Origin of the sequence: Saccharospirillum alexandrii, from assembly GCF_043641555.1 — a bacterium.
GTDB lineage: Bacteria > Pseudomonadota > Gammaproteobacteria > Pseudomonadales > Natronospirillaceae > Saccharospirillum > Saccharospirillum alexandrii_A.
The window spans coordinates 1-22,672 of record NZ_JBHZRJ010000005.1 but is presented as its reverse complement, the minus strand read 5'-3'; the positions used below and the strand labels follow the sequence as shown (position 1 = coordinate 22,672).

The 22,672-nt window shown below is 57.1% G+C and carries 20 protein-coding genes and 3 tRNA genes; 17 read left to right on the top strand and 6 right to left on the bottom strand.

The window, feature by feature from the left end; translation table 11 throughout:
- The first annotated feature begins 411 nt into the window (after positions 1-411).
- From ACHUE7_RS17140 to ACHUE7_RS17130, 3 genes are all read left to right on the top strand, one after another.
- On the top strand, positions 412-867 hold the full coding sequence (locus ACHUE7_RS17140; RefSeq protein WP_394171101.1) for a YaiI/YqxD family protein: 456 nt from the start codon (positions 412-414) through the stop codon (positions 865-867).
- 93 nt (positions 868-960) lie between these two features.
- Positions 961-1,614 (top strand): hypothetical protein, encoded by a 654-nt coding sequence (locus ACHUE7_RS17135; RefSeq protein ID WP_394171100.1) that lies wholly within the window; start codon positions 961-963, stop codon positions 1,612-1,614.
- Positions 1,615-1,694: 80 nt separating this feature from the next.
- Positions 1,695-2,120, top strand: coding sequence for a CBS domain-containing protein (locus ACHUE7_RS17130; protein WP_394171099.1), 426 nt, complete (start codon positions 1,695-1,697; stop codon positions 2,118-2,120).
- 93 nt (positions 2,121-2,213) lie between these two features.
- Here the strand turns inward: ACHUE7_RS17130 and ACHUE7_RS17125 are convergent, their stop codons facing one another.
- The 6 genes from ACHUE7_RS17125 to ACHUE7_RS17100 all read right to left on the bottom strand — a co-directional run bounded on the left by ACHUE7_RS17125 (position 2,214) and on the right by ACHUE7_RS17100 (position 10,366).
- Positions 2,214-3,632, bottom strand: coding sequence for a DUF4397 domain-containing protein (locus ACHUE7_RS17125; protein WP_394171098.1), 1,419 nt, complete (start codon positions 3,630-3,632; stop codon positions 2,214-2,216).
- A 620-nt stretch (positions 3,633-4,252) separates the two neighbouring features.
- Positions 4,253-4,912: a hypothetical protein gene (locus ACHUE7_RS17120; protein WP_394171097.1), complete on the bottom strand. Its 660-nt coding sequence runs from the start codon at positions 4,910-4,912 to the stop codon at positions 4,253-4,255.
- Between the two features lie 282 nt (positions 4,913-5,194).
- Entirely contained in the window at positions 5,195-6,292 is a 1,098-nt protein-coding gene (aguA, locus tag ACHUE7_RS17115) for an agmatine deiminase (protein WP_394171096.1), read from the bottom strand.
- Position 6,293: 1 nt separating this feature from the next.
- Positions 6,294-7,163 carry an N-carbamoylputrescine amidase gene (gene aguB, locus ACHUE7_RS17110; RefSeq protein WP_394171095.1) on the bottom strand — a complete coding sequence of 290 codons (870 nt, stop codon included), beginning with the start codon at positions 7,161-7,163 and terminating at the stop codon, positions 6,294-6,296.
- Between the two features lie 297 nt (positions 7,164-7,460).
- Positions 7,461-8,825 (bottom strand): glutamine synthetase family protein, encoded by a 1,365-nt coding sequence (locus ACHUE7_RS17105; RefSeq protein WP_394171094.1) that lies wholly within the window; start codon positions 8,823-8,825, stop codon positions 7,461-7,463.
- A gap of 89 nt (positions 8,826-8,914) precedes the next feature.
- Positions 8,915-10,366: an NAD-dependent succinate-semialdehyde dehydrogenase gene (locus ACHUE7_RS17100; protein WP_394171093.1), complete on the bottom strand. Its 1,452-nt coding sequence runs from the start codon at positions 10,364-10,366 to the stop codon at positions 8,915-8,917.
- Between the two features lie 366 nt (positions 10,367-10,732).
- Here ACHUE7_RS17100 and ACHUE7_RS17095 point away from each other — a divergent pair, with 366 nt between their 5' ends.
- From ACHUE7_RS17095 to ACHUE7_RS17030, 14 genes are all read left to right on the top strand, one after another.
- A complete protein-coding gene (locus ACHUE7_RS17095) occupies positions 10,733-11,473 on the top strand; it encodes a gamma-glutamyl-gamma-aminobutyrate hydrolase family protein (RefSeq protein ID WP_394171092.1) in 741 nt (246 codons plus the stop codon).
- Positions 11,474-11,491: 18 nt separating this feature from the next.
- The gene (locus tag ACHUE7_RS17090; protein ID WP_394171091.1) at positions 11,492-12,844 is read left to right on the top strand and encodes a glutamine synthetase family protein; all 1,353 of its coding nucleotides are present in this window, start codon (positions 11,492-11,494) and stop codon (positions 12,842-12,844) included.
- Between the two features lie 262 nt (positions 12,845-13,106).
- Positions 13,107-14,501, top strand: a complete 1,395-nt coding sequence (locus ACHUE7_RS17085; protein ID WP_394171090.1) for an aspartate aminotransferase family protein — start codon at positions 13,107-13,109, stop codon at positions 14,499-14,501.
- 109 nt (positions 14,502-14,610) lie between these two features.
- Positions 14,611-15,702, top strand: a complete 1,092-nt coding sequence (locus ACHUE7_RS17080; RefSeq protein ID WP_394171089.1) for a polyamine ABC transporter substrate-binding protein — start codon at positions 14,611-14,613, stop codon at positions 15,700-15,702.
- Positions 15,703-15,902: 200 nt separating this feature from the next.
- Positions 15,903-17,045, top strand: a complete 1,143-nt coding sequence (locus ACHUE7_RS17075; RefSeq protein ID WP_394171088.1) for an ABC transporter ATP-binding protein — start codon at positions 15,903-15,905, stop codon at positions 17,043-17,045.
- Positions 17,042-17,944: an ABC transporter permease subunit gene (locus ACHUE7_RS17070; protein WP_394171087.1), complete on the top strand. Its 903-nt coding sequence runs from the start codon at positions 17,042-17,044 to the stop codon at positions 17,942-17,944. The genes ACHUE7_RS17075 and ACHUE7_RS17070 overlap by 4 nt, the downstream gene beginning before the upstream one ends.
- Positions 17,941-18,777 (top strand): ABC transporter permease subunit, encoded by an 837-nt coding sequence (locus ACHUE7_RS17065; RefSeq protein WP_394171086.1) that lies wholly within the window; start codon positions 17,941-17,943, stop codon positions 18,775-18,777. The genes ACHUE7_RS17070 and ACHUE7_RS17065 overlap by 4 nt, the downstream gene beginning before the upstream one ends.
- 311 nt (positions 18,778-19,088) lie before the next feature.
- Positions 19,089-20,054 carry a biotin--[acetyl-CoA-carboxylase] ligase gene (locus tag ACHUE7_RS17060; protein WP_394171085.1) on the top strand — a complete coding sequence of 322 codons (966 nt, stop codon included), beginning with the start codon at positions 19,089-19,091 and terminating at the stop codon, positions 20,052-20,054.
- A 22-nt stretch (positions 20,055-20,076) separates the two neighbouring features.
- Positions 20,077-20,808: a type III pantothenate kinase gene (locus ACHUE7_RS17055; RefSeq protein WP_394171084.1), complete on the top strand. Its 732-nt coding sequence runs from the start codon at positions 20,077-20,079 to the stop codon at positions 20,806-20,808.
- Positions 20,805-21,461: a hypothetical protein gene (locus ACHUE7_RS17050; protein ID WP_394171083.1), complete on the top strand. Its 657-nt coding sequence runs from the start codon at positions 20,805-20,807 to the stop codon at positions 21,459-21,461. Before ACHUE7_RS17055 ends, ACHUE7_RS17050 begins: the two co-directional genes overlap by 4 nt.
- A gap of 228 nt (positions 21,462-21,689) precedes the next feature.
- A tRNA-Tyr gene (locus ACHUE7_RS17045) sits at positions 21,690-21,774 on the top strand.
- 21 nt (positions 21,775-21,795) lie between these two features.
- A tRNA-Gly gene (locus ACHUE7_RS17040) sits at positions 21,796-21,869 on the top strand.
- 62 nt (positions 21,870-21,931) lie between these two features.
- Positions 21,932-22,006, top strand: a tRNA-Thr gene (locus ACHUE7_RS17035).
- Between the two features lie 100 nt (positions 22,007-22,106).
- A partial coding sequence (locus tag ACHUE7_RS17030; RefSeq protein WP_394171082.1) for a GTP-binding protein occupies positions 22,107-22,672 on the top strand: 566 nt, incomplete at its 3' end.

Below are 22,672 nucleotides of genomic sequence, written 5' to 3'. Positions count from 1 at the left end.
TGGTTGCTGGAAAGGGCACCGGGTATGCCCTTTAGAGGCACGCCGTGAACCCATCCCTGGGGGCTCGAAGACCGCATCCGTGCGGTCTAACGGCCTCAAAAGGACACACCCGGCGCCCTTTCGGTTCACTATTTGCCACGTCGAATTAAACCAACGCCAGACCAGCTACCGGTATCGGGTGCGGTTCTGGCGGGCGTCGGTCCCCATGGATGGGGACCGTCGAGCTTACATGGAAGTACTTGCAGCGACCGCCAGAGCTGCGCGCGATGCCGGTTGCGGCTTCCTGCCACCGAATAACGTTAAGCCGCTATTGAAATCGCCACCTAGCCACCCACAGCCACTAACCAGAAATACCGACTAACCTCAGAACATGCGAAAATGCCCCTAAACATGCAATGCAGTGAATGAGATATGCGCATTTGGGTAGATGCCGACGCTTGTCCGACTGTGATCCGCGACATTATTGTGCGGGCTGCGGAGCGGACGCAGGTTCAGACCACCTTTGTGGCCAATCAGTACATCAAGACGCCGCCGTCGAAATACGTGACCTCGGTGCAGGTGCCGGCCGGGTTTGACGTGGCGGACAATGAAATTGTTCGACTGGCCGAGGCGGAAGATCTGGTGATCACCAGTGATATTCCGCTGGCGGCAGAAGTGATTGCGAAAGGTGCCAGTGCGCTGAGTCATCGGGGTGAAGCCTTTACCCGTGACAACATTCGCGGTCGGCTGAATGTACGCGACTTTATGGAGACGCTGCGCGCCAGCGGCATTCAGTCTGGCGGGCAGAAGACGATGGATAATACCGACCGGATGGCGTTTGCCAACAAACTCGACAGCTACCTTGCCCGATACGGCCGTAAAAGCTGAAATCACGCTTTTTGTGTTCGCTTGCATCCAAAACCCGCTAGGCTTCGTCTAATCAGTACGATTCTCACATTCATAAACATGGAAGGTAGCAGGATGAAGCAAAGAACCATCAGAATGGCTGGGTGTTGTGTGGCGTTGGCTCTGATGAGTGGCGTTCAGGCCGAGTCCACCATGAACGTTGCGCACATGCATTTGGAACACGTTTCGACCTCCTGGCCGGAGGCGCCAGGCCAGGTCGGGTTCATGACCGTGGCTCTGCAGGAAGCCGAGATTGCTCTGACTCATGTCAGGCTGGCTGAAGATCACAACGGAGACCTCGCTACCCTCAAACAGCATGTGGCTCATGCACTGCATGCGCTGGACCCCGATGAACAGAGCAGCGGTCCGGGCCTGGGTTTCGGTGTTATTGAAGGGGCCGACGGTGCAGAAAAACACACCCTCTATGCGGCCCAGTCGCCGGGTGCCTCCGACAACATCATTAATAATAACCTCAGGGTTCGAAATCCGTTACGCAACGCCGAATCGCTGGCCAAGCTGGCCGTTCGCGCGGGCAATGCAGCCCTGGATGCCCGGTCGACATCAGCCGCACAGGAGTCTCTCGATGACATGGCCTGGCTGATTAATGCTCTGGCTAACGGCGTTGATGAAAACGGTGATGGCACCATCGATGCGACGCGTGAAGAAGGGGGGCTCGTGGTCGCCCGTGAAGAATTGACGGCAATACGTCAGGTAGAGGGGCTCGACTGACCTGACCGGGCCGGGAGGTGAAGACACTCCAGAGCGATGGCGGTATGCTGTGCAGAACGGTAACAGCAGGGTAGGCGGGTATGAGTGTCAAAAAAATCATGAATCCCAACCCGGTGGTGGTCGGGATGGAAGATACCGTGGCGCGCATGCGCGAGTTGTTTGAAGAACATCGGTTTCACCACTTGCTGGTTACCGAGCGCGGCATTCTCAAGGGCATTGTTTCCGACCGGGACATTCTGAAAGCGCTGTCCCCCTACGTTGGGACGCCGTCGGAGCAAACGCGCGATACCAGCACGTTGTTCCGGCGCGCCCATCAGGTGATGACGCGCGACCCCATCACCATATCGCCAGAGGCCTCGCTGGCCGATGCAATCAGTCTGTTTAACCGGAATAGAATTTCCTGCCTGCCGGTGGTTTCCCAGGGCAATCAGCCTCTGGGGATGGTCAGTTGGCGAGACATACTGAGGACGATGGAGCGGGTGTCGCGGCATAAACAGGGCGAGTGAAGTTCCAGGCAAAAACTCCAAACAAAGAGGGCGGCTATTAGCCGCCCTTTTGGGTTATTTACCGGTCAGCCTGACCGGGAACGATTGCATTGCTCAGTCGCTGTCGTTTTCGACTGCAATGGCAACGCCCGGGTCATCGTCGCGTGCCCAAACGGTGTAAATGTCGCCTGCGGCTACCGTTAATTCAGCTTGTACGGCGATTGTTTTAGTACCTGTCGGTGTCACCGTGAAGGTGTATGTGCCGGCTGCCAGTTCGATAAAGGGGGTATTACCCTTGTAGGGAACATCTTCGTAAGCCGGGGTTTCATTGGTGATAACGGCGCCTGCTAGAGGGCCTGACGTCGCATACAAATCCACATTGGCGGTCAACGCTGAGCCATGAATAATGCGAACTTTGGCGGCAGTGGCGACCGACCGCCGGTCATCGACGTAAGGCACGAGTTCGAGGTCCGCACTGTCGCCTCCATCCAGCGTACCCATGGCGAATACGGTATAGCTAGTGCCATTGGCCAGGGTGATACCTTCTTCAGAAATGGACGCATCAGCGGCATCCGGATTCAGACTGACGGCCAGGTCGTAATCACCAGACCCCACCTCTGTGTAAGCCGAAATAGCCGGAAAGGATACGTCGGAATACAAGGCGTCGGCGCTTGTGAAATCGGTGACGTCGAGCGCGCTGGTGGTGTCTGCGGCAGCAAAGATATCCACCGCCGGCACATCGACTGCGTTGTGAACAGCGCGTACAGCTACATCGCTTGAATTCTTGTCATAAAGCAGGCTCGTATTTGTGCCATCAGACACCGCCAGGGCTATCGGTGAGCTGCCAATCCCTGACATATTGGGAATGGCACCGATGAACAGATCACTGCCGGCGGTCAGTTCAACGGAACCGGAATCATAAACCGGATCAGTATCCCCCTGCGCGGTGACGCGAATCTGGTAGGTGCCTTCATCGACCAGAGTCGGGCCCAGTAAATCAGACTCGGCGGTAAATTCCAAAGTGCCTAAGACCGTGTTGGCGGTCAGCGTTGCTCCGGGAGCCGTTACGTGAACATCAACAGTTGGCGCGTCGGGCGCCAGATGGGCAACTTGAACCCTTACTTTCGAACTGTCCTGTTCAGAACCGTCGTCAGCAAAGACTTTGGCGCTGATGCTGGCCAGTGCATTGACCGCAACCACGGTGTATTCCATATCCTCTTCCAGGGTCAGATCAGCATCGATGACGGCATCATCGGTGTCGGCTCCGCTTGGCAGAATGCCATAGACTTCGGTGCCATAGGTGCCGGCATCCACAGACGCAAAGGCAGATGCTGAGCCATAGTCGAGCGTATCGACGGCGGGCGTCATGGCATCGTTCAGGTAAACGTTTACCGCAGGAGCATCGGGTGACGCATGGAGCACCCGCAGCGAAGCCTGGGCGGTGGTGGTGTCATCATCGTCGCTGGTGGACTCACAGCCAGCCAGAATCAGGCCGCTGACCGCGATTCCGGCGATCACTTTTAGAGTGTGCATTGTCGTTATCCTTCCAGAATAAGTTGTTGTGGGTGCTGGCCAGCGACAGGGGATACGACAGCGCAGGTTTCAACTGATCAATCAGAAGATTTGAACGACATGGTCGGATTCCATGAACAATACTGGGGGCGAGCGCCGGCCAAGCCAGGAAATGCCAGACAATTCAAACCCTTGGAGTCGCCTGCAGAAAAAGACCTGGCATTGGAATGACAGCCTAACGAGTGCAATAGAGGTCAGATTCCGTGTGTAAAAAGTGAACAGGCGCACATTTCGGTTTCGACCCTCACGGCCTGATGTTCCAGTGCGAACAAAGCGGGTGTTGGAAAATCAGTCAATTTTTCCAATCCGGCTGCAACGCCATGGTAGTGGGGAAAGGTTCGCATTCAATGGGTTTGTCCCAAAGTTATGCAGAAGGTTATCCACATTTTCTGTGGGTAAGTAGAATACGATGGCCTTAGGGAGGTTGTGACGAGAGCAGGTGCTGTCAAGCCTGTTTTAGAGCCTTTTTGATGAAAAAATGGCTTGACAGCGAGCGGCCGGGTGACCAGCTGAGGTGTGAATAAAAGCCGGTTGCGACCGCAACTAGGCTGTGTTATCCACCGCGCTGAACCCGCGCCCGATCAGGGCTTGGCGGGCTGTTTGACGGCTTCCGAGTAGATGCGGAAGCCGAAGATCAGCGCAAAGGCACCGACCGGCTTAAAGACAAGCGCGATGATGAAGTTCAGTGGTCCATAGCCCGCTGCCAAATCCAGACCTCCCACCAGTAGCTGACTGACGAGCAATAGCACCCCGTAGATCAGCGCGTAGCCGCCAAAGATGATCCAGCCGAACCCCATGCTGCCGGTCCAGGCTTTACGCATTGCATCGGGTATGGGTTCGCGGCCATCGATCAGGTAAAAGGTGGCCAGCGCCAGACGCACCCCAAAATAGATGCCCGGAACAATCAGCAGCAATCCCAGGCCCACCGCCAAGCCAGTCAGAATTTGTACGCCCGCCAGTGGTAATACCCAGGGCAGAGCCTGGGTAATGGCGTCTTTGGGGGGTAGGTACTGGTTATTCAGTGACTGGCGCACGTACAACACCACAGCAGCCGATGCCCAGACGCCACCCACCCATTGCAGTAGCATAAGGGGCCAGGCATAGGGAAAATCGGCGAATGCCCCTTGCAGCAAAACAAACAGCACTTCGAAAATGAACCCCAGTCCCACGGTGATGATGATCAGCGCGATCAGGTGCTGGCGAAAGAACTGGGCGGTGTCCTTTAAAAAGGTGTAAAGCATGTAGGTCTCGTCTGGCAGTAAAGAGGTTGGAGAAGAGTAACGAAATGCGGCTGGAAAGGCATCTTTAACAAAGGAACATCCTAGTTGATTAAACCCTTAAGTTTAGCGCCAGGTAGTGGGTATGTCTCAGACGGGCGTCGGTCCCCATGGATGGGGACCGTCGAGCTTACATGGATGTACTTGCAGCGACCGGCTGAGACATACCCGCTTCCTGGCGCGGATGTGCGTCTCAAAGTTGGATTAAGCCAGTTCGAAGATTGGCACCCATGCTAACTCGCGTTCTCAGGCCAGTGGTTGCTGCTGGGTAATGCAGTGAATGTTGCCGCCGCCGAGCAGGATTTCACGGCCTGGCACCTGAACCACCTCCCGGTCTTTGCACAGGTCGCTGAGAATGCTGGCGGCGATGTCGTCTTGCAGATCATCGAAGCTCGGCAGAATGATGCCGCCATTGACCATCAGAAAGTTCACATAGCTGGCGGCCATGCGTTCACCGGCCCGGCGTGGCCAGGCTTTTTGGGCCCAGTCGATGCCATCGACTTCGGCTTCGGTCTGCATCAGCGGCTTGGGCAACGGCATTTTAGTGATGGTCAGTGACCGGCCTTTGGCGTCGCGATGGGCGCTCAGGTAATCGTAAGCCTTACGGCTGCGATGGTACTGTGGGTCGGTCTCGTCATCGGTCCACGCAAGGACTACCTGGCCCGGACTGACGAAACAGGCCATGTTGTCGATGTGACCATTGGTCTCGTCGTTGTAGATGCCATCGGGCACCCACAAAATGGTCTCGATATTCAGATGATCCCGCAGCCGCTGCTCTATTTCCGCCCGCGTTAAATGCGGATTGCGGTTATTGTTCAGCAGGCACTCTTCGGTGGTCATCAAGGTGCCTTCACCATCGACATGAATGGCGCCGCCTTCGAGCACAAAGCCCTCGGTGCGGTAGCGCTCGATGCGCTCCATATTGCAGATCTTCTGTGCCACCTGGTCATCCCGGTTCCACGGCTGATACAAACCGCCGGTCAGTCCGCCCCAGGCGTTGAATTCCCAGTCGTTGGCGCGCAGACCGCCTTCACCGTTGGTAATAAAGGTTGGCCCGGTGTCTCTAACCCAGGCATCGTTGCACGATATTTCAACCACCCGAATGCCGGCACTGAGCCGGGCACAGGCGTTTTCATACTGATCGGCCGACACACCCATGGTTACCGGTTCAAACCGGGCAATGGCTTCGGCAACGGCCGTATAGGCAGCTTGGGCGGGCTTGGCACCATAGCGCCAGTTATCCGGTCGTTCCGGCCACAGCATCCAGGTCTGGCTGTGGGGTGCCCATTCGGCGGGCATGCCATAGCCGTCAGCGCGCGGTGTCGACGTTAGCGGCGCTGGCATATCAGCGGCCTCCGTCCTTGGTCATCAGCGGGTCGTACAGATCCGGTCTGCGGTCGCGGAAAACGCCCCAGGCACGGCGGGTACTGGCCACTTCATCCAGGTCAAAGGTGTGCACCAGGACGCCCTCGTCATTGCGATCAAACTCAGCCACTTTCTGGCCCAGTTCATTGGCAATAAATGAAGAGCCATAAAACGAAATGGTCTGCTCGCCCTCGGCTTCAACGCCGGTGCGGTTGCTGGCGATATAGGGCGTCAGGTTGGCGGCTGCATGACCCTGCTGGGTAATTTGCCAGTGATCGCGCGAGTCGATGGTGTTGTCCTGCGGTTCGCTGCCGATGGCCGTCGGATAGAACAGCAGTTCCGCACCCATTAATGCCATGGCCCGGGCGGTTTCCGGGAACCACTGATCCCAGCAAATACCCACACCGATGCGCGCATAGGCGGTATCCCAGACTTTGAAGCCGGTATCGCCCGGTGTGAAATAAAACTTCTCGGAATAGCCCGGGCCGTCAGGGATGTGGGTCTTGCGATAGATGCCCAGATTGCTGCCGTCTGCGTCGATGATGGCGACGGTGTTGTAAAACGCATTATTGGCGCGCTCGTAAAAACTGATGGGCAGCACGACCTTGAGCTCGGCAGCCACTTTACTGAAATGCTGGATAGCCGGATTCTCATCAACCTGTGTCGCGAACGCCATGTAGCCTTCGATTTGCTTCTGGCAAAAGTAGCAGCGCTCAAACAGCTCCTGAATCAGGATAATCTGTGCGCCTTTTGCAGCGGCCTCACGCACCAGGGCGTCGGCTTTGGCAATGTTGGCATCAACGTCCCAGCCACAGCTCATCTGGGTGGCAGCTACAGTTACCGGTCTCATCTATCTTGGCTCCTCGGGGTTAACCCTGGGTTCTCAGGGGCGCGTATTTTTCCTGAAATTAACGAAAATACCAGCGTTTTTTTTGAGGTGTTTTTCACCGTTCAGCCAGCGGTTTTTTTTATTCAATTTAAGGCTGATTATCAAGCGAGTGTCAGGTGCCGGGTGTGACTATCCGGGGAAGTCCGCAGCATGGATGCTGCGGTCTAGGCCCCATGGACGGGTCCACGCCGACCCCGGATAGTTACACCCGGTGCCGGACGCGGACTCATGGCACAAAACAAAGGCAACCCTGAGCACTCAAATATAGGGTAGCAGAAGCTCGTACTCCATGGGGGTGACCTGGCGCTCGAATAGCCGTACTTCGCTCCATTTGCAGATGCGGTACATCTCGATGAAGTCGGCGCCGAACCACTTCTGGACACGTTCATCCAGAATCATGGAACGCAGCGCATCGCGGGCGTTGTCGGCGAGCTCCGGGTGGTCCTGGTCGTAGACGTTGCCTTCGACCGGTTCGGGCGGTTCTATGTGGTTTTGCAGGCCTTCGGTTACGCCTGCCAATACCACCGCTACTGCCAGATAGGGGTTGGTGTCGGCTCCGCTTAGGCGGTGCTCGATGCGGGTGGCTTCGACGCTGCCAGAGGGAATGCGCAAGGCAGACGTGCGGTTATCGTAACCCCAGGTTTTGGCGGTAGGAGCGAAGGCATCCGGGTTGAGGCGGCGGTAGCTGTTGATGTTCGGGCACAGCAGCGCCTGAACGTGGTCGGCCATGTCGATTAATCCGCCCATGGCCCAGCGCATTTCCGGCACGTTTTCCGGGTCTTCGCTGGCAAAGATGTTGTTGCCGTCGTCGTCCATCAGGCTCAGGTGAATGTGCATGCCGCTGCCCGCTTCCTCGATGTAGGGCTTGGCCATAAAAGTGGCTTCCATTTCCCACTTGCGCGCTACCTGGGCGATGACGCGCTTGAGCATTACCGCTTCGTCGGCAGCACGCATCGGATCGTTGCCGTAATTGAGGTTCACCTCAAACTGGCCGGGCGCGTATTCGGTGATGACGGTATCAGCCGGGATGTTCTGCTCGTGGGCGGTGTCGAGTACATCGCGGATGAAGAAATCGTAGTCGTCCAGGTCATCCATCGAATAGACCTGTTTGGAACTCATGCGCCGGCCACTGACCGGAGAGACCGGTGGCTGCAGTTTGCCCTCTGCGTCGCGCTCGGTGTCGATCAGATAAAATTCCAGCTCAACCGCAATACCCGGGGTATAGCCCAGTTCATTGAAACGCTTGACCGCCTGCACCAATACCTGGCGCGGGTCCATCAGAAAAGGGGTTTCGGCATCGGTTTCGAACATGGTGAACAGCGCCTGAGCCCGGTCGCCGTCGGCGTGCCACGGCACCATGGCCAGAGTGCCGGGAACCGGCAGGCAGAGCCGGTCGCGGTCGCCGTCTTCGGCGCCCAGGCCGGTTTCTTCGACGGTGGTGCCGGTGGCGTCCAGCGCCATCACCGAGCCAGGCAGGTTAAAGCCTTCTTCATACACTTTTTCCAGCAGCTCACGCTCAATGCGTTTGCCGCGCAGCACACCGTTGAGGTCGGTGACCAGCAGTTCGATGGTGGTGACGTCCGGGTGTTGTTCCAGAAAGGCGGTTACTTCAGGGTGTGACATGATGCTTTCTCATCGTTGGCGATGACGGCCCGGGCGTACCGGGCCTGACACAGCGACTTAACAGTTGGGCGGTCTTGCCGCCAAAAGGATCAGCGGTCGAGACCGCCCATGCATAAATACTTCAGTTCCAGGTACTCATCGATACCGTACTGGCTGCCTTCGCGGCCGAGGCCCGACTCTTTCACGCCACCAAAGGGCGCGACCTCAGTCGAGATAATACCCTCATTAATGCCCACCATCCCATATTCCAGCGCTTCAGCGACCCGCCAGATGCGCGACAGATTGCTGCTGTAAAAGTAGGCGGCGAGTCCGAAGGGGGTATCGTTTGCCAGTTGTACCGCTTCCTCTTCGGTTTTGAACCGGGTCAGGGCGGTAATAGGGCCAAAAATTTCTTCCTGACTGACGCGCATGGCCGGTTTTACGTCGGTTAACACGGTCGGTTCAAAAAAACTGTGGCCCAGACTGTGACGTTTGCCACCGAGCAGCACCTTGGCGCCCTGACTGGTTGCTTCGTTGAGCAGGGCCTCGACTTTCTCCAGCCCGGCTTCATTGATCAGCGGACCAATGGTCACGCCGTCGTCCATGCCGTTGCCCACTTTAAGCTGTTCGCTGGCTTCGGCCATGGCGCTGGCGAAGCGGTCGTACACACCTTCCTGTACCAAAAAGCGGTTTACACAGACGCAAGTTTGGCCGGTATTGCGGTATTTGGACGCCATGGCGCCTTTAACAGCCGCTTCAATATCGGCGTCGTCAAAGACAATAAAGGGGGCATTACCGCCAAGCTCCATCGATACCCGCTTCACTGTGTCGGCGGCCTGGCGAATGAGCGTCTTGCCGACCGGGGTGGAGCCGGTAAAGCTCACCTTGCGCACCAGCGGATGAGTGCTGAGCACTTCACCGACGGCTTTGCCATTACTGGCGGTGATGATGTTCAACACCCCCTTTGGCAAGCCCGCCTGCCGGCCCAGATCGGCCAGCGCCAGGGCCGTGAGTGGCGTTGCTTCGGCTGGCTTGACGACGATGGTGCAGCCGGCGGCCAGCGCCGGGGCGACCTTGCGGGTAATCATCGCCAGTGGAAAGTTCCACGGTGTAATGGCGGTGCAGACGCCGACCGGCTGTTTGATGGCCAGAATGCGGCGGTCGTTGTTCGGGGTCGGAATCACATCACCCGAGGCGCGTTTGGCCTCTTCGGCGAACCACTCTATAAAAGAAGCACCGTAGGCGACTTCGCCTTTCGATTCGGCCAGCGGCTTGCCACACTCCTGTGTCATCAGTTCGGCCAACTGATCCTGATGGTTCATGATCAGTTCGAACCAGCGGCGCAGGATGGTGGCACGGCTTTTGGCCGTTTCATGTTTCCAGGAAGCAAAAGCCCGGTGCGCCGCTTCAATGGCTAGCTCGGCATCTTCCGGGCCGCAGTCGGTAACCACGGCCAGGCATTCGCCATTGGCCGGGTTGGTGACATCGAAGGTTCGGCCAGACTGGGCCGTTGCCCAGTCGCCGTCGATAAAACTGAGGCTGTGAATCATGGATTCTGTCATGAAGGCGCTCCTTATGGGTTACATCGCTAACGGGCGAGACCTCGTCGCCGTGAACCACCCAGTGTAGTGGTTATAGTCGTGTCCCGGAGAGGATTAATCGATGAAGCAAGCTAACCCCAAAAAGCGGTTAAGCTCAAGAGGTGTGGTGAAAATAATTGACACTTTACCGGGCTTTGGGGCCCGAAGGCCGTCAATAATGTTTTATATAATTAACATTCGGCCATTTCAGTGCCTTGTGTTGATTATTTTTTATGGTAACGTGGTAAAAAATAAACACCTGAGCAGTCACCGGATATTGCCGCCTGATGGAGGTCGAAGCCGGAATGCTCACGGTAATAATAAAGCACAGCACAAGAGGGGGTTTGCATGCAGCCCGAACGTGTCCGGCCACTGGTCGGCGTCGTCTGCGATGTCAAGATGGTACCGCCGCATGCCTTTCACATGGCCGGTGACAAGTACCTGACTGCACTGGCCCAGGCCGCTGGTGTAACCCCCGTGCTGCTGCCTGCCCTGACCGATCTGCTCGATCCCACTTCCTTTGTAAGCCGTCTCGACGGTCTCTTTCTGACCGGAGGTTACTCCATGGTGCATCCACGGCATTATGGGGCAGCGCCGTTGCCGGATCAGGCCTATGATGAACGACGTGATGCGCTGAGTCTGGCTCTGATAAACGCCGCTCTGGATCGGGACCTTCCCCTCTTTGCTGCGTGCCGTGGTTTTCAGGAGGTCAACGTGGCGTTGGGTGGCACTTTACACCAGGCATTGCATGAGGTGCCGGGTTTGCAGGAACATCGCGAAAACAAAGACGAGTCGCTGGCGAAGCAGTACGCGCCGGCACACCCTGTTGCACTGACCCGGGGTGGGTTGCTGCAGCAGATACTTTCGACTGACACCCTGGAGGTAAACTCCTTGCATGTTCAAGGTGTGGCAACACTTGGGGGCGGCTTAGAGGTTGAAGCCACTGCACCGGACGGTTTGATCGAAGCAGTGCGAATCGCCGCCATGCGATTTGCCCTGGCCGTGCAGTGGCACCCGGAATGGCAGGTTATGAACCATCCCCAACAACGACAACTGTTTGAGGCGTTCGGTGATGCGTGTAGAGCGTGACAATCGAACGAACCCTGTATGGACGATTTAATCAAGTGGCTTAAAGACAATCGCGTGACCGAAGTGGAATGCATCACGCCAGATCAGACCGGCATTGCGCGCGGGAAGATCATGCCAACCAACAAATTCATTGCCGAACGCGGCATCCGCCTGCCCGAGAGTGTGCTGTTGCAGACGGCAACCGGCGATTACCCGGACGACGAAGCCTATTACAGCATTCTGGACCCGGCCGACATCGACATGATACTGCGTCCGGATCCAAACGCTGCGTTCCTGGTGCCCTGGACGCTGGAGCCAACGGCTCACGTGATTCACGACTGCTACGACAGCGTCGGCAACCTGATCGAACTGTCGCCACGTGCGGTACTGAAAAAAGTGCTGGGCCTGTACGAAGCCAAAGGCTGGAAACCCATCGTCGCCCCGGAAGTGGAATTCTACCTGACCCAGCGCTGCACCGACCCGGACTTGCCACTGGAACCGCCGATTGGCCGTTCAGGCCGCAAGGAAAGTGGTCGTCAGTCGTTCAGCATCGATGCCGCCAACGAATACGATCCGATCATTGAAGACGTTTACGACTGGTGCGAAGCCCAGGGTCTGGATATCGACACTCTGATTCACGAGGAAGGCACCGCCCAGATGGAATTCAATTTCCGCCACGGCGATGCCCTGAAACTGGCCGACCAGGTATTTGTGTTTAAACGGACGGTGCGTGAAGCGGCGTTGAAGCACAACATTGGTGCAACTTTTATGGCCAAGCCGATCACCGGCGAGCCAGGCAGTTCGATGCACATTCACCAGTCGCTGGTCGATGCCAAAACCGGCAAGAACCTGTTCTCCAATCCGGACGGTTCAGCCTCCAAGCAGTTCCTCAATTACATTGGTGGTTTGCAGGCGTATATCCCGCAGCTAATGCCGATGTTCGCACCCAATATGAACAGCTACCGGCGCTATTTGCCGGGCGCCGACGGCAACGCGCCGGTCAACATTGAATGGGGTGAAGAAAACCGAACCGTTGGTTTGCGGGTACCCCAGGCGTCGCCGGAATCCCGCCGAGTGGAGAACCGTTTGCCCGGCGCCGACACCAACCCTTACCTGGCCATGGCGGCGAACCTCGCCTGTGGCTATCTGGGCATGGTCAAGGATCTCAAACCACGCAAGCCGGTTACCGGACGCGCCGGTGCCGAGGCCGACCCGGATGTGCCGTTCAACCTCGAAGCCGCGCTCGAAATCATGGCCGAGTGCCAGGAAATGCGGGAGCTGTTGGGGCCAACCTTTGTAGACGGCTTCATTGCAACTCGCTGGGCTGAATATGAAGGCTTTAAGCGTGTGATCAGTTCCTGGGAACGCGAGTTCTTGTTGAGCACGGTTTAAAATTAGAGGCACGGGTCCATTGGGTGGCGAGGTCCGCGTCGGCCACCGGTGATGCCTCTGCGGGGTCGGGCGGGATGCCGCCCACTCAACCCATCCATGGGGCCTAGACCGCAACATCCATGTTGCGGACTTCCCCGCAGAGGCATCACCGGCAACCGCCGCTCGCAATGTGCGCAACCCGAACCTTAAGGAATAAAGTATCCGGCGTGATTGGTCACGTTTGCCTCCGCCACTCGATCAGAACTATATAAGGGGTTATTCCTTGACAGCCGCACCGTCATTGACTCAAACCGAACACTGGCAACATCAGGGTGCCGATCACATGCTGCACCCTTTTGGTGACAGCGGTGCGATTGGCCGTGAGGGTGCTCGCATTATTACGCGGGCCGAGGGCGTGATGCTCTGGGACAGTGAAGGTAATGAGTATCTGGATGCCTTTGCCGGACTCTGGTGTGTGAACCTGGGGTACGGCCGGCAGGAACTGGTCGATGCTGCCAGCAAGCAGATGAGTCAGTTGCCTTACTACAATCTGTTTTTCAAATCGGCGACACCACCGGCGGTTGAGCTTGCCGGGGCTCTGGCCGAGATTGCTCCGAAGCACATTAACCATACCTTCTTTACCAACTCCGGCAGTGAAGCCAACGACACTGTGCTGCGCATGGTGCGGCGGTACTGGGATTTGCAGGGCAAGCCTGAGAAGAAAACCATCATCGGCCGCCATAATGGCTACCACGGCTCCACGGTGGCGGGTGCCAGTCTGGGCGGCATGAGCCCCATGCATGCTCAGGGGGACTTGCCAATTCCCGGCATTGCCCACATTCGTCAGCCCTACTGGTACGGCGAGGGAGGCGACCTGTCGCCGGACGAGTTTGGTCTGCTGGCTGCACGAGCCCTTGAAGAGAAAATTCTGGAGCTTGGCCCGGAAACGGTCGGCGCTTTTATTGCTGAACCGATTCAGGGCGCCGGTGGCGTGATTATCCCGCCGAAGACTTACTGGCCGGAAATCGAACGCATCGTTAAGCGCTATGATCTATTGTTGGTGGTTGATGAGGTGATTTGTGGTTTCGGCCGCACCGGTGAATGGTTCGGGTCCGATTACTATGGGTTAACACCGGATCTCATGCCCATCGCCAAGGGGCTGTCGTCCGGGTACCTGCCGATTGGCGGGGTTATGGTTGCCGACCGGGTTGCTGAAGTATTCAAAATCAGTGGTGGCGAATTCAACCACGGCTTCACCTATTCAGGGCATCCGGTCTGTGCGGCCGTGGCACTCGAGAATGTGCGAATTCTGCGCGAAGAAGGCATTGTCGACCGAGTCCGCGAGGAAACGGCACCTTACTTGCAGGCGCAGTTGCAGACGCTGGCAGATCACCCTCTGGTGGGCGAAGTGCGGGGTGTGGGTATGCTGGGTGCTGTGGAACTCGTTCAGGATAAGGCAAGCCGCAGGCGCTACCCTGAAGAGGGTCGGGTGGGCACACTGTGTCGCGATTATGCCCTGGCCGAAGGCCTGGTGTTGCGCGCTACCGGTGACACCATGCTGATGTCACCACCGTTGGTGATCAAGCCGGCTGAAATTGATGAACTTGTCGCCAAAACACGGCGGGCGCTGGACCAGACCCTGGCTCAGTTGCAGAAAGAATATCCGGCCGGTGCATAAATTCTTTTGGTGTTTTGATCATCTCATTTTACTGTAGGCAGGTGGTCCGGAAGCTGGCCAGGTCAGCCGAAGGTCCGAATTAAAAAATGATGCAGGGGAGTATCTTTCGATGAGTAAACATAAGAAGACCATCGCCATCGCCGCACTGGCGGCGGCTGTTGGGGGAACGGCGATCGCTGAAGATCGCGTTGTTTATATCTATAACTGGTCTGACTACATCGGCCCGGACACGCTGGAAGACTTTACCGAAGCGACCGGCATTGAAGTTGTGTACGATGTGTTCGACTCCAACGACGTACTGGAAGCCAAGGTGCTGTCCGGCCAGACCGGCTATGACCTGGTCGTCCCGACCACCAACTACATGGCGCGTCAGATTCAGGCCGGTGCTTACCAGAAGCTCGACAAATCCAAGCTGACCAATTACGACAATCTCGACATGGAGCTGTTGGAGCGCCTCGAGAACTTCGATTCGGGCAATGAATACTCAGTCCCCTACCAGTGGGGCACGAATGGTATTGGCTACAACGTCGGCAAAATCCAGGAAATTCTGGGTGACGATGCGCCCGTTGGCAGCTGGGATCTGGTGTTCGATCCGCAATACGCCTCACAACTGGCCGAATGCGGCATTACCTTCCTCGATTCCGGTAACGAGATCTTCCCGCTGATACTTCAGTATATGGGCCGTGACCCTTACAGCCGCAGCGTAGCGGACTACCGTGCCGCACTGAACGAGTTGAACAAGGTGCGTCCGTACATCCAGTATTTCCACAGCTCACGCTACATTTCCGACCTGGCCAATGGCGAAGTGTGTGTGTCCATAGGCTGGTCGGGTGATGTATTCCAGGCCATGTGGCGTGCCGAAGAAGCGGAAAACGATGTCTCGGTTGATTACTTTATTCCCGAAGAAGGCACCGTGTTGTGGTCTGACATGATGGTGATTCCGGCGGACGCCCGCAATGTGGAAGAAGCCCACGAGTTCATCAACTTCGTGCTGGAGCCTGAAGTGGCTGCCGGCATCACCAACTACGTCTGGTACGGCAGCCCGGTTGAAGCGGCCAACCCGTACATCGACCCGGAAATTCTTGAAAACCCGGGCATCTATCCGCCGGATGGCACTGAGTTGTTCACCAACGAAATTCTGCCCAACAGCATCATGCGGGAAATTACACGCAGCTGGACTCGTTTTAAGTCTGGCAGCTGAGTTAACAGAATGCATGACAACGGGGCCGGGTAATCCGGCCCCGACATTTCTGCTCCAAGCGGTACTTTAACAATTGCACAAGAAACACCAGTAGGTTTGGAGCAGGGCTGTAAGCCCGATGCAGGGTTCAACGGGGCGCTTGCCCATTATTCAGAAACAGACTTGGTAATATTAGCCAGCGTGACAGGGGAGACACCCAGATGGCATTAGCGGCCGGCGCGCGCCGACAACAGCATGAAACCAGTACCGAAGCAAAAAAAACGCTGCTCAGTATTGAAAAAGTGACCAAGTACTTCGATGAAGACCTGGCGGTTGATAACGTCTCGCTCGAGGTTCGTCAGGGGGAGATTTTTGCGCTGTTGGGGGCATCCGGTTCGGGTAAGTCAACCCTGTTGCGAATGATGGCCGGGTTCGAGAATCCGACCGAAGGGCGCATTTTGCTGGAGGGGGAAGACATTACCCATCAGCCGCCTTACCAGCGTCAGATCAATATGATGTTTCAGTCCTATGCGCTGTTTCCGCATATGACCGTAGAGCAAAACCTGGCTTTCGGCCTTAAGCAGGAAAAACTGTCGAAAGACGTGATCATCGATCGGGTACAGCGCATGCTGAAGCTGGTGCATATGGAAAAATATGCGCGGCGTAAACCGCACCAGTTATCCGGCGGTCAGAAGCAGCGAGTGGCCCTGGCGCGTAGCCTGGCTAAACAGCCCAAATTGTTGTTGCTCGATGAACCCATGGGTGCACTCGATAAGAAATTGCGTACCGAAATGCAGCTGGAAGTGGTCGATATTCTGGAAAACGTCGGCGTTACCTGTGTGATGGTAACGCACGATCAGGAAGAAGCCATGACCATGGCAGATCGCATCGCCATCATGGACCAGGGCTTTATTCAACAGGTCGGTTCACCGGTCGATATTTACGAAAGCCCGAACAGCCGTATGGTGGCTGAATTCATTGGGTCGGTGAATCTGTTCGACGGGCAGATCATCGACGATCAGGAAGACCACATGACCCTGCACACCCCGGATCTGGATGCCGATATTTACATCGGCCACGGGGTGACCTCCGGTGTGGACGAGCGCAGCATGCTGTTCGCCTTGCGCCCGGAAAAAACCCTGATGACACGCGAGAAACCGGAAGGTGATTACAACTGGTCGTCCGGCATTGTGCATGACATTGCCTACCTGGGTGGCCACACCGTTTATTACGTCCGGTTGCCGCAGGGCAAAATCGTTCAGTGTTTTCTGGCCAATGTCGAACGCCGGGCAGACCGGCCGACCTGGGATGACCCGGTCTATGTGCACTGGGCCAGCGACAGCGGTGTGGTGTTGCGCTCATGAAAAAACTCGATCTGGCTCGCATTCTGCCGGGTGGTCGCCGCTGGGTGATTGCCGGCCCCTACCTCTGGCTGCTGGTCTTCTTCTTCATGCCGTTTGTGATGGTGGCGAAGATATCCGTGTCGGAAACCTTTCTGGGCATTCCACCGTACACCGCGATGTTCGAATGGCTGGATCAGACACTTAACATTCGCATGACGTTCAGCAATTACGCCTGGTTGCTGAGTGATGATTTGTACATTCGCGCCTACTGGAATTCGATCAAGATCGCCTTCAATGCAACCATTTTCTGCTTGCTGTTGGGCTATCCCATGGCGTATGCCATCGCCAAGGCGCCGTCGCATTTGCAGACCACCTGGTTGCTGCTGGTGCTGCTGCCCAGCTGGACCTCGTTTCTGATACGGGTGTATGCCTGGATGGGGCTGCTCGGAAACAATGGCGTGTTCAACAACTTCATGATCTGGATCGGCCTGATCGACAGCCCGATTCAAATGCTTAACACCAATTTTGCGGTGTACATTGGCGTGGTGTATTCCTACCTGCCGTTTATGGTGTTGCCGCTGTACGCCAATCTGGTCAAACACGATAACGCTCTGTTGGAAGCCGCCAGCGATCTGGGGGCCCGCAAGGTGACCTCTTTTTTTCGCATAACCCTGCCTTTGTCGGTTAACGGCATTATTGCCGGATCAATGCTGGTGTTTATTCCGGTGGTGGGTGAATACGTCATCCCAGAACTGCTGGGCGGTGCCGAAACACTGATGATCGGCAAGGTCTTGTGGCAGGAGTTCTTTAATAACCGCGACTGGCCGGTTGCCTCTGCGCTGGCGGTGCTCATGATCCTGCTGCTGATCATTCCGATCATGCTGTTCCACCGCTATCAGAACAAGGAGTCGGGACTATGAGGTCGGGTCGTTTCAGTCTCAGCGTCATCATTTTCTGGATTGGCATCTTTTTCCTTTATGGCCCGATGCTGATGCTGATTATTTATTCGTTCAACGCCTCACGTATGGTGCAGGTCTGGGCTGGCTGGTCGACGCGCTGGTACGGTGAACTGTTTCAGGACCAGCAACTCATGGGTGCGGTGGGTCGCTCACTGCAAATTGCGTTTTACTCGGCCAGTACCGCCGTGGTGATTGGTATGTTGGCCTCCATTGTGATGATCCGCTTCACCCGCTTTCGCGGTCGCACCCTGTTCAGCGGCATGATCACCGCGCCGCTGGTCATGCCCGATGTGATCATCGGCATTTCCATGCTGTTGTTGTTTGTTGCTATGGCGCAGTCGCTCGGCTGGCCGGCCCAGCGCGGCATGCTGACGATCTGGATTGCGCACACAACCTTCTGTGTAGCTTATTCGACGGTGGTGATCAGTTCACGACTGCGCGAAATGGACCAGAGCCTCGAAGAAGCGGCGCTTGATCTCGGGGCGACACCGATCAAGGCCTTTTTTCTGGTCACTTTGCCGGTCATTTCGCCAGCGATCATTTCCGCCTGGCTGCTCTCGTTCACCTTGTCGCTCGATGACGTGGTGATCGCCAGTTTCGTAACCGGACCCGGGGCTACAACCCTGCCGATTGAAGTGTTCAGCCAGGTCAAGCTGGGCGTGACGCCCAAGATCAATGCGTTGGCGACCATCATCATCGGTGTGGTGTCGATCGTGGCTTTCTCCAGCTGGCTGTTGTTCCGCAAGATCGATCAGCACAATCGGGCGGCGGCTCGCATGGCGGCTCAGGGTTAAGGAAGCTGCTCTTGTGGCTTCAAGTTTAAGAGGTCGGGCTGCCTGGAGTGGCATTGGCCCGCAGCGGGAGCCGGGTATGCCCCTGTGGGGTCGGCGTAGATCCGTCCATGGAGCCTAGGCCGCAGCATCCTTGCTGCGGACTACCCCACAGGGGCACACCCGGCACCCGCTGCTAGCTACCCAATCGAAACCCGAAACTTGGGTTGTTACGGTTCGCTCTGGGCCGTTGCGTCAAAATTCCCTATGATGTGCACAGACCGGGCAAGGCCTGCCCGTTAACCGTCCCGTTATTGCAAGGTTGCCCCGACTGCATGAAAAGCCTGTATCGACTATTGCCGCTATTGTCCCACCAGCAGTTCACCTCGGGTCAGGCCCTGGCTGACGAGCTTCAGGTGACGCGGCCCACGGTGTCTAACTGGGTGGCGGAGCTGGTGGCTCAAGGCGTGGATGTTTATTCGGTCAAAAGCAGGGGTTACCGGCTTGCCGAACCGGTCAGCCTGCTCGACCGGGAGCGGATACTGAGTTTGCTGTCGGGTGAGGTGACTCGCCGCTTGTCGGTGCTGGATATTCGCACCGATGTCGATTCCACCAACGCCTGGGTGCTGGCGCAGCCGCCTGCGCCGGGGCGCTGGTCGGTGTGTACAGCTGATTATCAGCACCAGGGTCGGGGGCGCCGCGGGCGGGCCTGGCAGAGTCCGCCCGCCAGCAGCGTTATGGTCTCGGCGGCGGTGCGGGAATCGCTGACGGGCGATGCCCTCTATGCCGCCAGCCTGGTGGTCGGTGTGGCCGTAGTGCGGGCTATTCGGCAGATTACGACCTTGTCAGTCGCCTTGAAATGGCCCAACGACATTTATTATGAAGGTCGCAAACTCGGCGGCGTGCTCTGCGAATTACAGGGAAACCTGCTCGATCAGCCCGTGTTGGTCGTCGGCATTGGTCTGAATGTGAACGCGGCGCCACCGGGGCTGGACCGCGACATCGCTTGCTTGCGCGATCTTTCCGGTCGGTTTATTGATCGCAATGACTTGCTGGCAGCATTGCTTAACGAACTGCACAGCGTGCTGGCCAGCCTGACGCAGTCTGGTGGTTTGGCGGAATTGTTGCGAGAGTGGTCCGAATACGATTGCTTGTTGGACCGGTCGGTCACGTTAGTGCAAGGCAGCGGGAAAGAAACCGTTGTCGCTCGCGGTATCGATGCCCAGGGTCAGTTGATCGTCGATGACGAGGCCGGGCAACGCAGAACCGTCAATGGCGGTGAGGTGTCGGTACTGTGGTAAGGCCAGCAGGAGAGTGGCGGCTATGACACCGATTCAGGAAACACAGGTCCTGTTCCTCGACTGCGGCAACAGCCGCTGCAAATACCGGATGGGTGAGCGCCGAGGCTACTGGCTCGACATTGAAGCGGCGCTGGCCGATATAGATCACTGGCAACCTCTGCAGGTGGTAATCGCGACCGTCTCTGCTTTCGGCGCCCGGCTTCGCGAAGCCCTGTCAGCGACCCGTCGATGCAAGATCAGCGTAATGGCAGTGCGAAATGGCTGGCACGGGATTCAACTGGCCTATCCCGACCCCGCACGCTATGGCGTGGATCGCTGGCTGACGCTGATCGCCGTGCGCCACTGGCAACAGAACGTGGTTGTTGTGGATGCCGGCACCGCGCTGACCATTGATGCGCTCGATGCCAGCGGGCAGCACCGGGGTGGCTATATCGTGCCCGGCCTGGCGCTGATGCGCCGTGCGCTGGTAAGTGATACATTCGCGTTACCGGCCGTAGCCGCGAGTAAGAGCAGGGCACCCGGGCACAACACCGCCGATGCCATTGCCAACGGTGCGGTACTGACGCTCAGTGCAGCGGTCAGCGCGGCTTGCATCGAGTATGCCCTCTCGCCTTGCCGCCTGGTCTGGACCGGAGGCGATGCACCGGCACTGGCGGGGCAGGTAGAGCCCGCCGGCGAGCAGCTGCCGGACCTGGTAATCGACGGTATGAAACAACTGTATAAGGATGCGGCTTACATGGAATCTCTAGGATGAAGTGGATAATTCTGACCCTGCTGGTGCTGAACCTGGCGCTGGGTGGTTTTCAGTACTGGCAGACGACGCAGCCCGCCGTGCAGGTGGCTGAGCCCTCGGTCGCACAAATGAACAACCTGGCGATTGACCAGGCGACACGAAACCAACTGGCAGAGCTGGAACAAACTGTGGTGGCTGAGCCGGTGGTCGAGCCGTTGCAGTGCATTCGCATCACCGGCATTGCTGCTGAAGATCAGGCCGATATTATTCAATCCCGGTTGCGGGCGCTGGAAGTGTCGTCTGACATGAGCACCCGCGAAGAGATTCTGCGTTCGGACTACTGGGTCGTGATTGGTCCCTTCGACACCGATCAGCAAGGACGTGACCGCCTGGCGCAATTGCAGTCCGACGACATCGAGAGCTTTCTGATCAACCAGGGCCGCCTCGCCGGCGGTATTTCACTGGGGTTGTTTTCATCGGACACCAATGCCAGAACCCGGGTTTCTGAACTGGCCGGGCAAGACATAGAAGCCCGGGTAGAGCGAGTAGACCGGACTCGCCAAGTCTGGGTCCTGACGGTCGGGGCCGAGTCCGCCCGGCAGATTTCGAATGCCGCTGTGGATTCCATCGTCTCTGAATTTGAAGGGGCCTCGTTCCAGCGCTTCCGCTGTTAACGCCGTACGCCGCTGCAGGCCGGCTGTGGTGCGGCCCCACAGCGGCGACGCAAAACACTTGCCGAACAGTTGCATTTCAATCCCATAATCAATAATATGCGCGCCTCCTTGTTAGGCAAGGTGGGTTTTACCCGGTTTCATGTTGTCTAAGTGCTTGTTCTGATTGAGAAAAATTTAACGATCAGAGTTGACACCCTGGCAGGCTTCATGCAAACTCTCGCCCGGTTTGGAGGGGTTCCCGAGTGGCCAAAGGGAGCAGACTGTAAATCTGCCGCTTTATGCTTCGATGGTTCGAATCCGTCCCCCTCCACCATTTCCTCCCCCGGGAGGCAGTGCGGGTATAGTTCAACGGTAGAACCTCAGCCTTCCAAGCTGATGATGCGGGTTCGATTCCCGCTACCCGCTCCAGATAGTGTTGTCGAAAGTCAGCCTACGGGCTGTGCCTTCTGGTCTGTCTGCAGTGTTTGTTCGCTCGCGTAGCTCAGTGGTAGAGCACTCCATTGGTAATGGAGAGGTCATGAGTTCAAATCTCATCGTGAGCACCATATTTATAGCCGGCGTTTTGGCTGGCTGAGTGAATCGGAAGGCAGGCACTTAACAGTGGCTGCCTTTTGCTTATGTGAATCCAGGTGAGAGGCTGGGACTATGTCTAAAGCTACTTTTGAGCGTACCAAGCCGCACGTAAACGTCGGCACCATCGGTCACGTTGACCACGGTAAAACTACTTTGACCGCGGCGCTGACGCGCGTCTGTCACGAAGTGTGGGGCACTGGCGCCTCGGTTGCGTTTGACGGCATCGACAACGCACCGGAAGAGCGCGAGCGTGGTATCACCATCGCCACCTCTCACGTTGAATACGATTCACCTGCTCGCCACTACGCGCACGTTGACTGCCCGGGCCACGCTGACTATGTGAAGAACATGATCACCGGTGCTGCCCAGATGGACGGCGCTATCCTGGTGTGTTCTGCCGCTGACGGCCCGATGCCGCAAACGCGTGAGCACATCCTGCTGTCCCGTCAGGTTGGCGTACCCTTCATCGTTGTATTCCTGAACAAGGCCGATATGGTCGACGACGAAGAGTTGCTGGAGCTGGTTGAGATGGAAGTGCGTGACCTGCTGTCCATGTACGATTTCCCGGGCGACGACACGCCGATCATCATCGGTTCTGCCCTGATGGCGCTGGAAGGCAAAGACGACAACGAAATGGG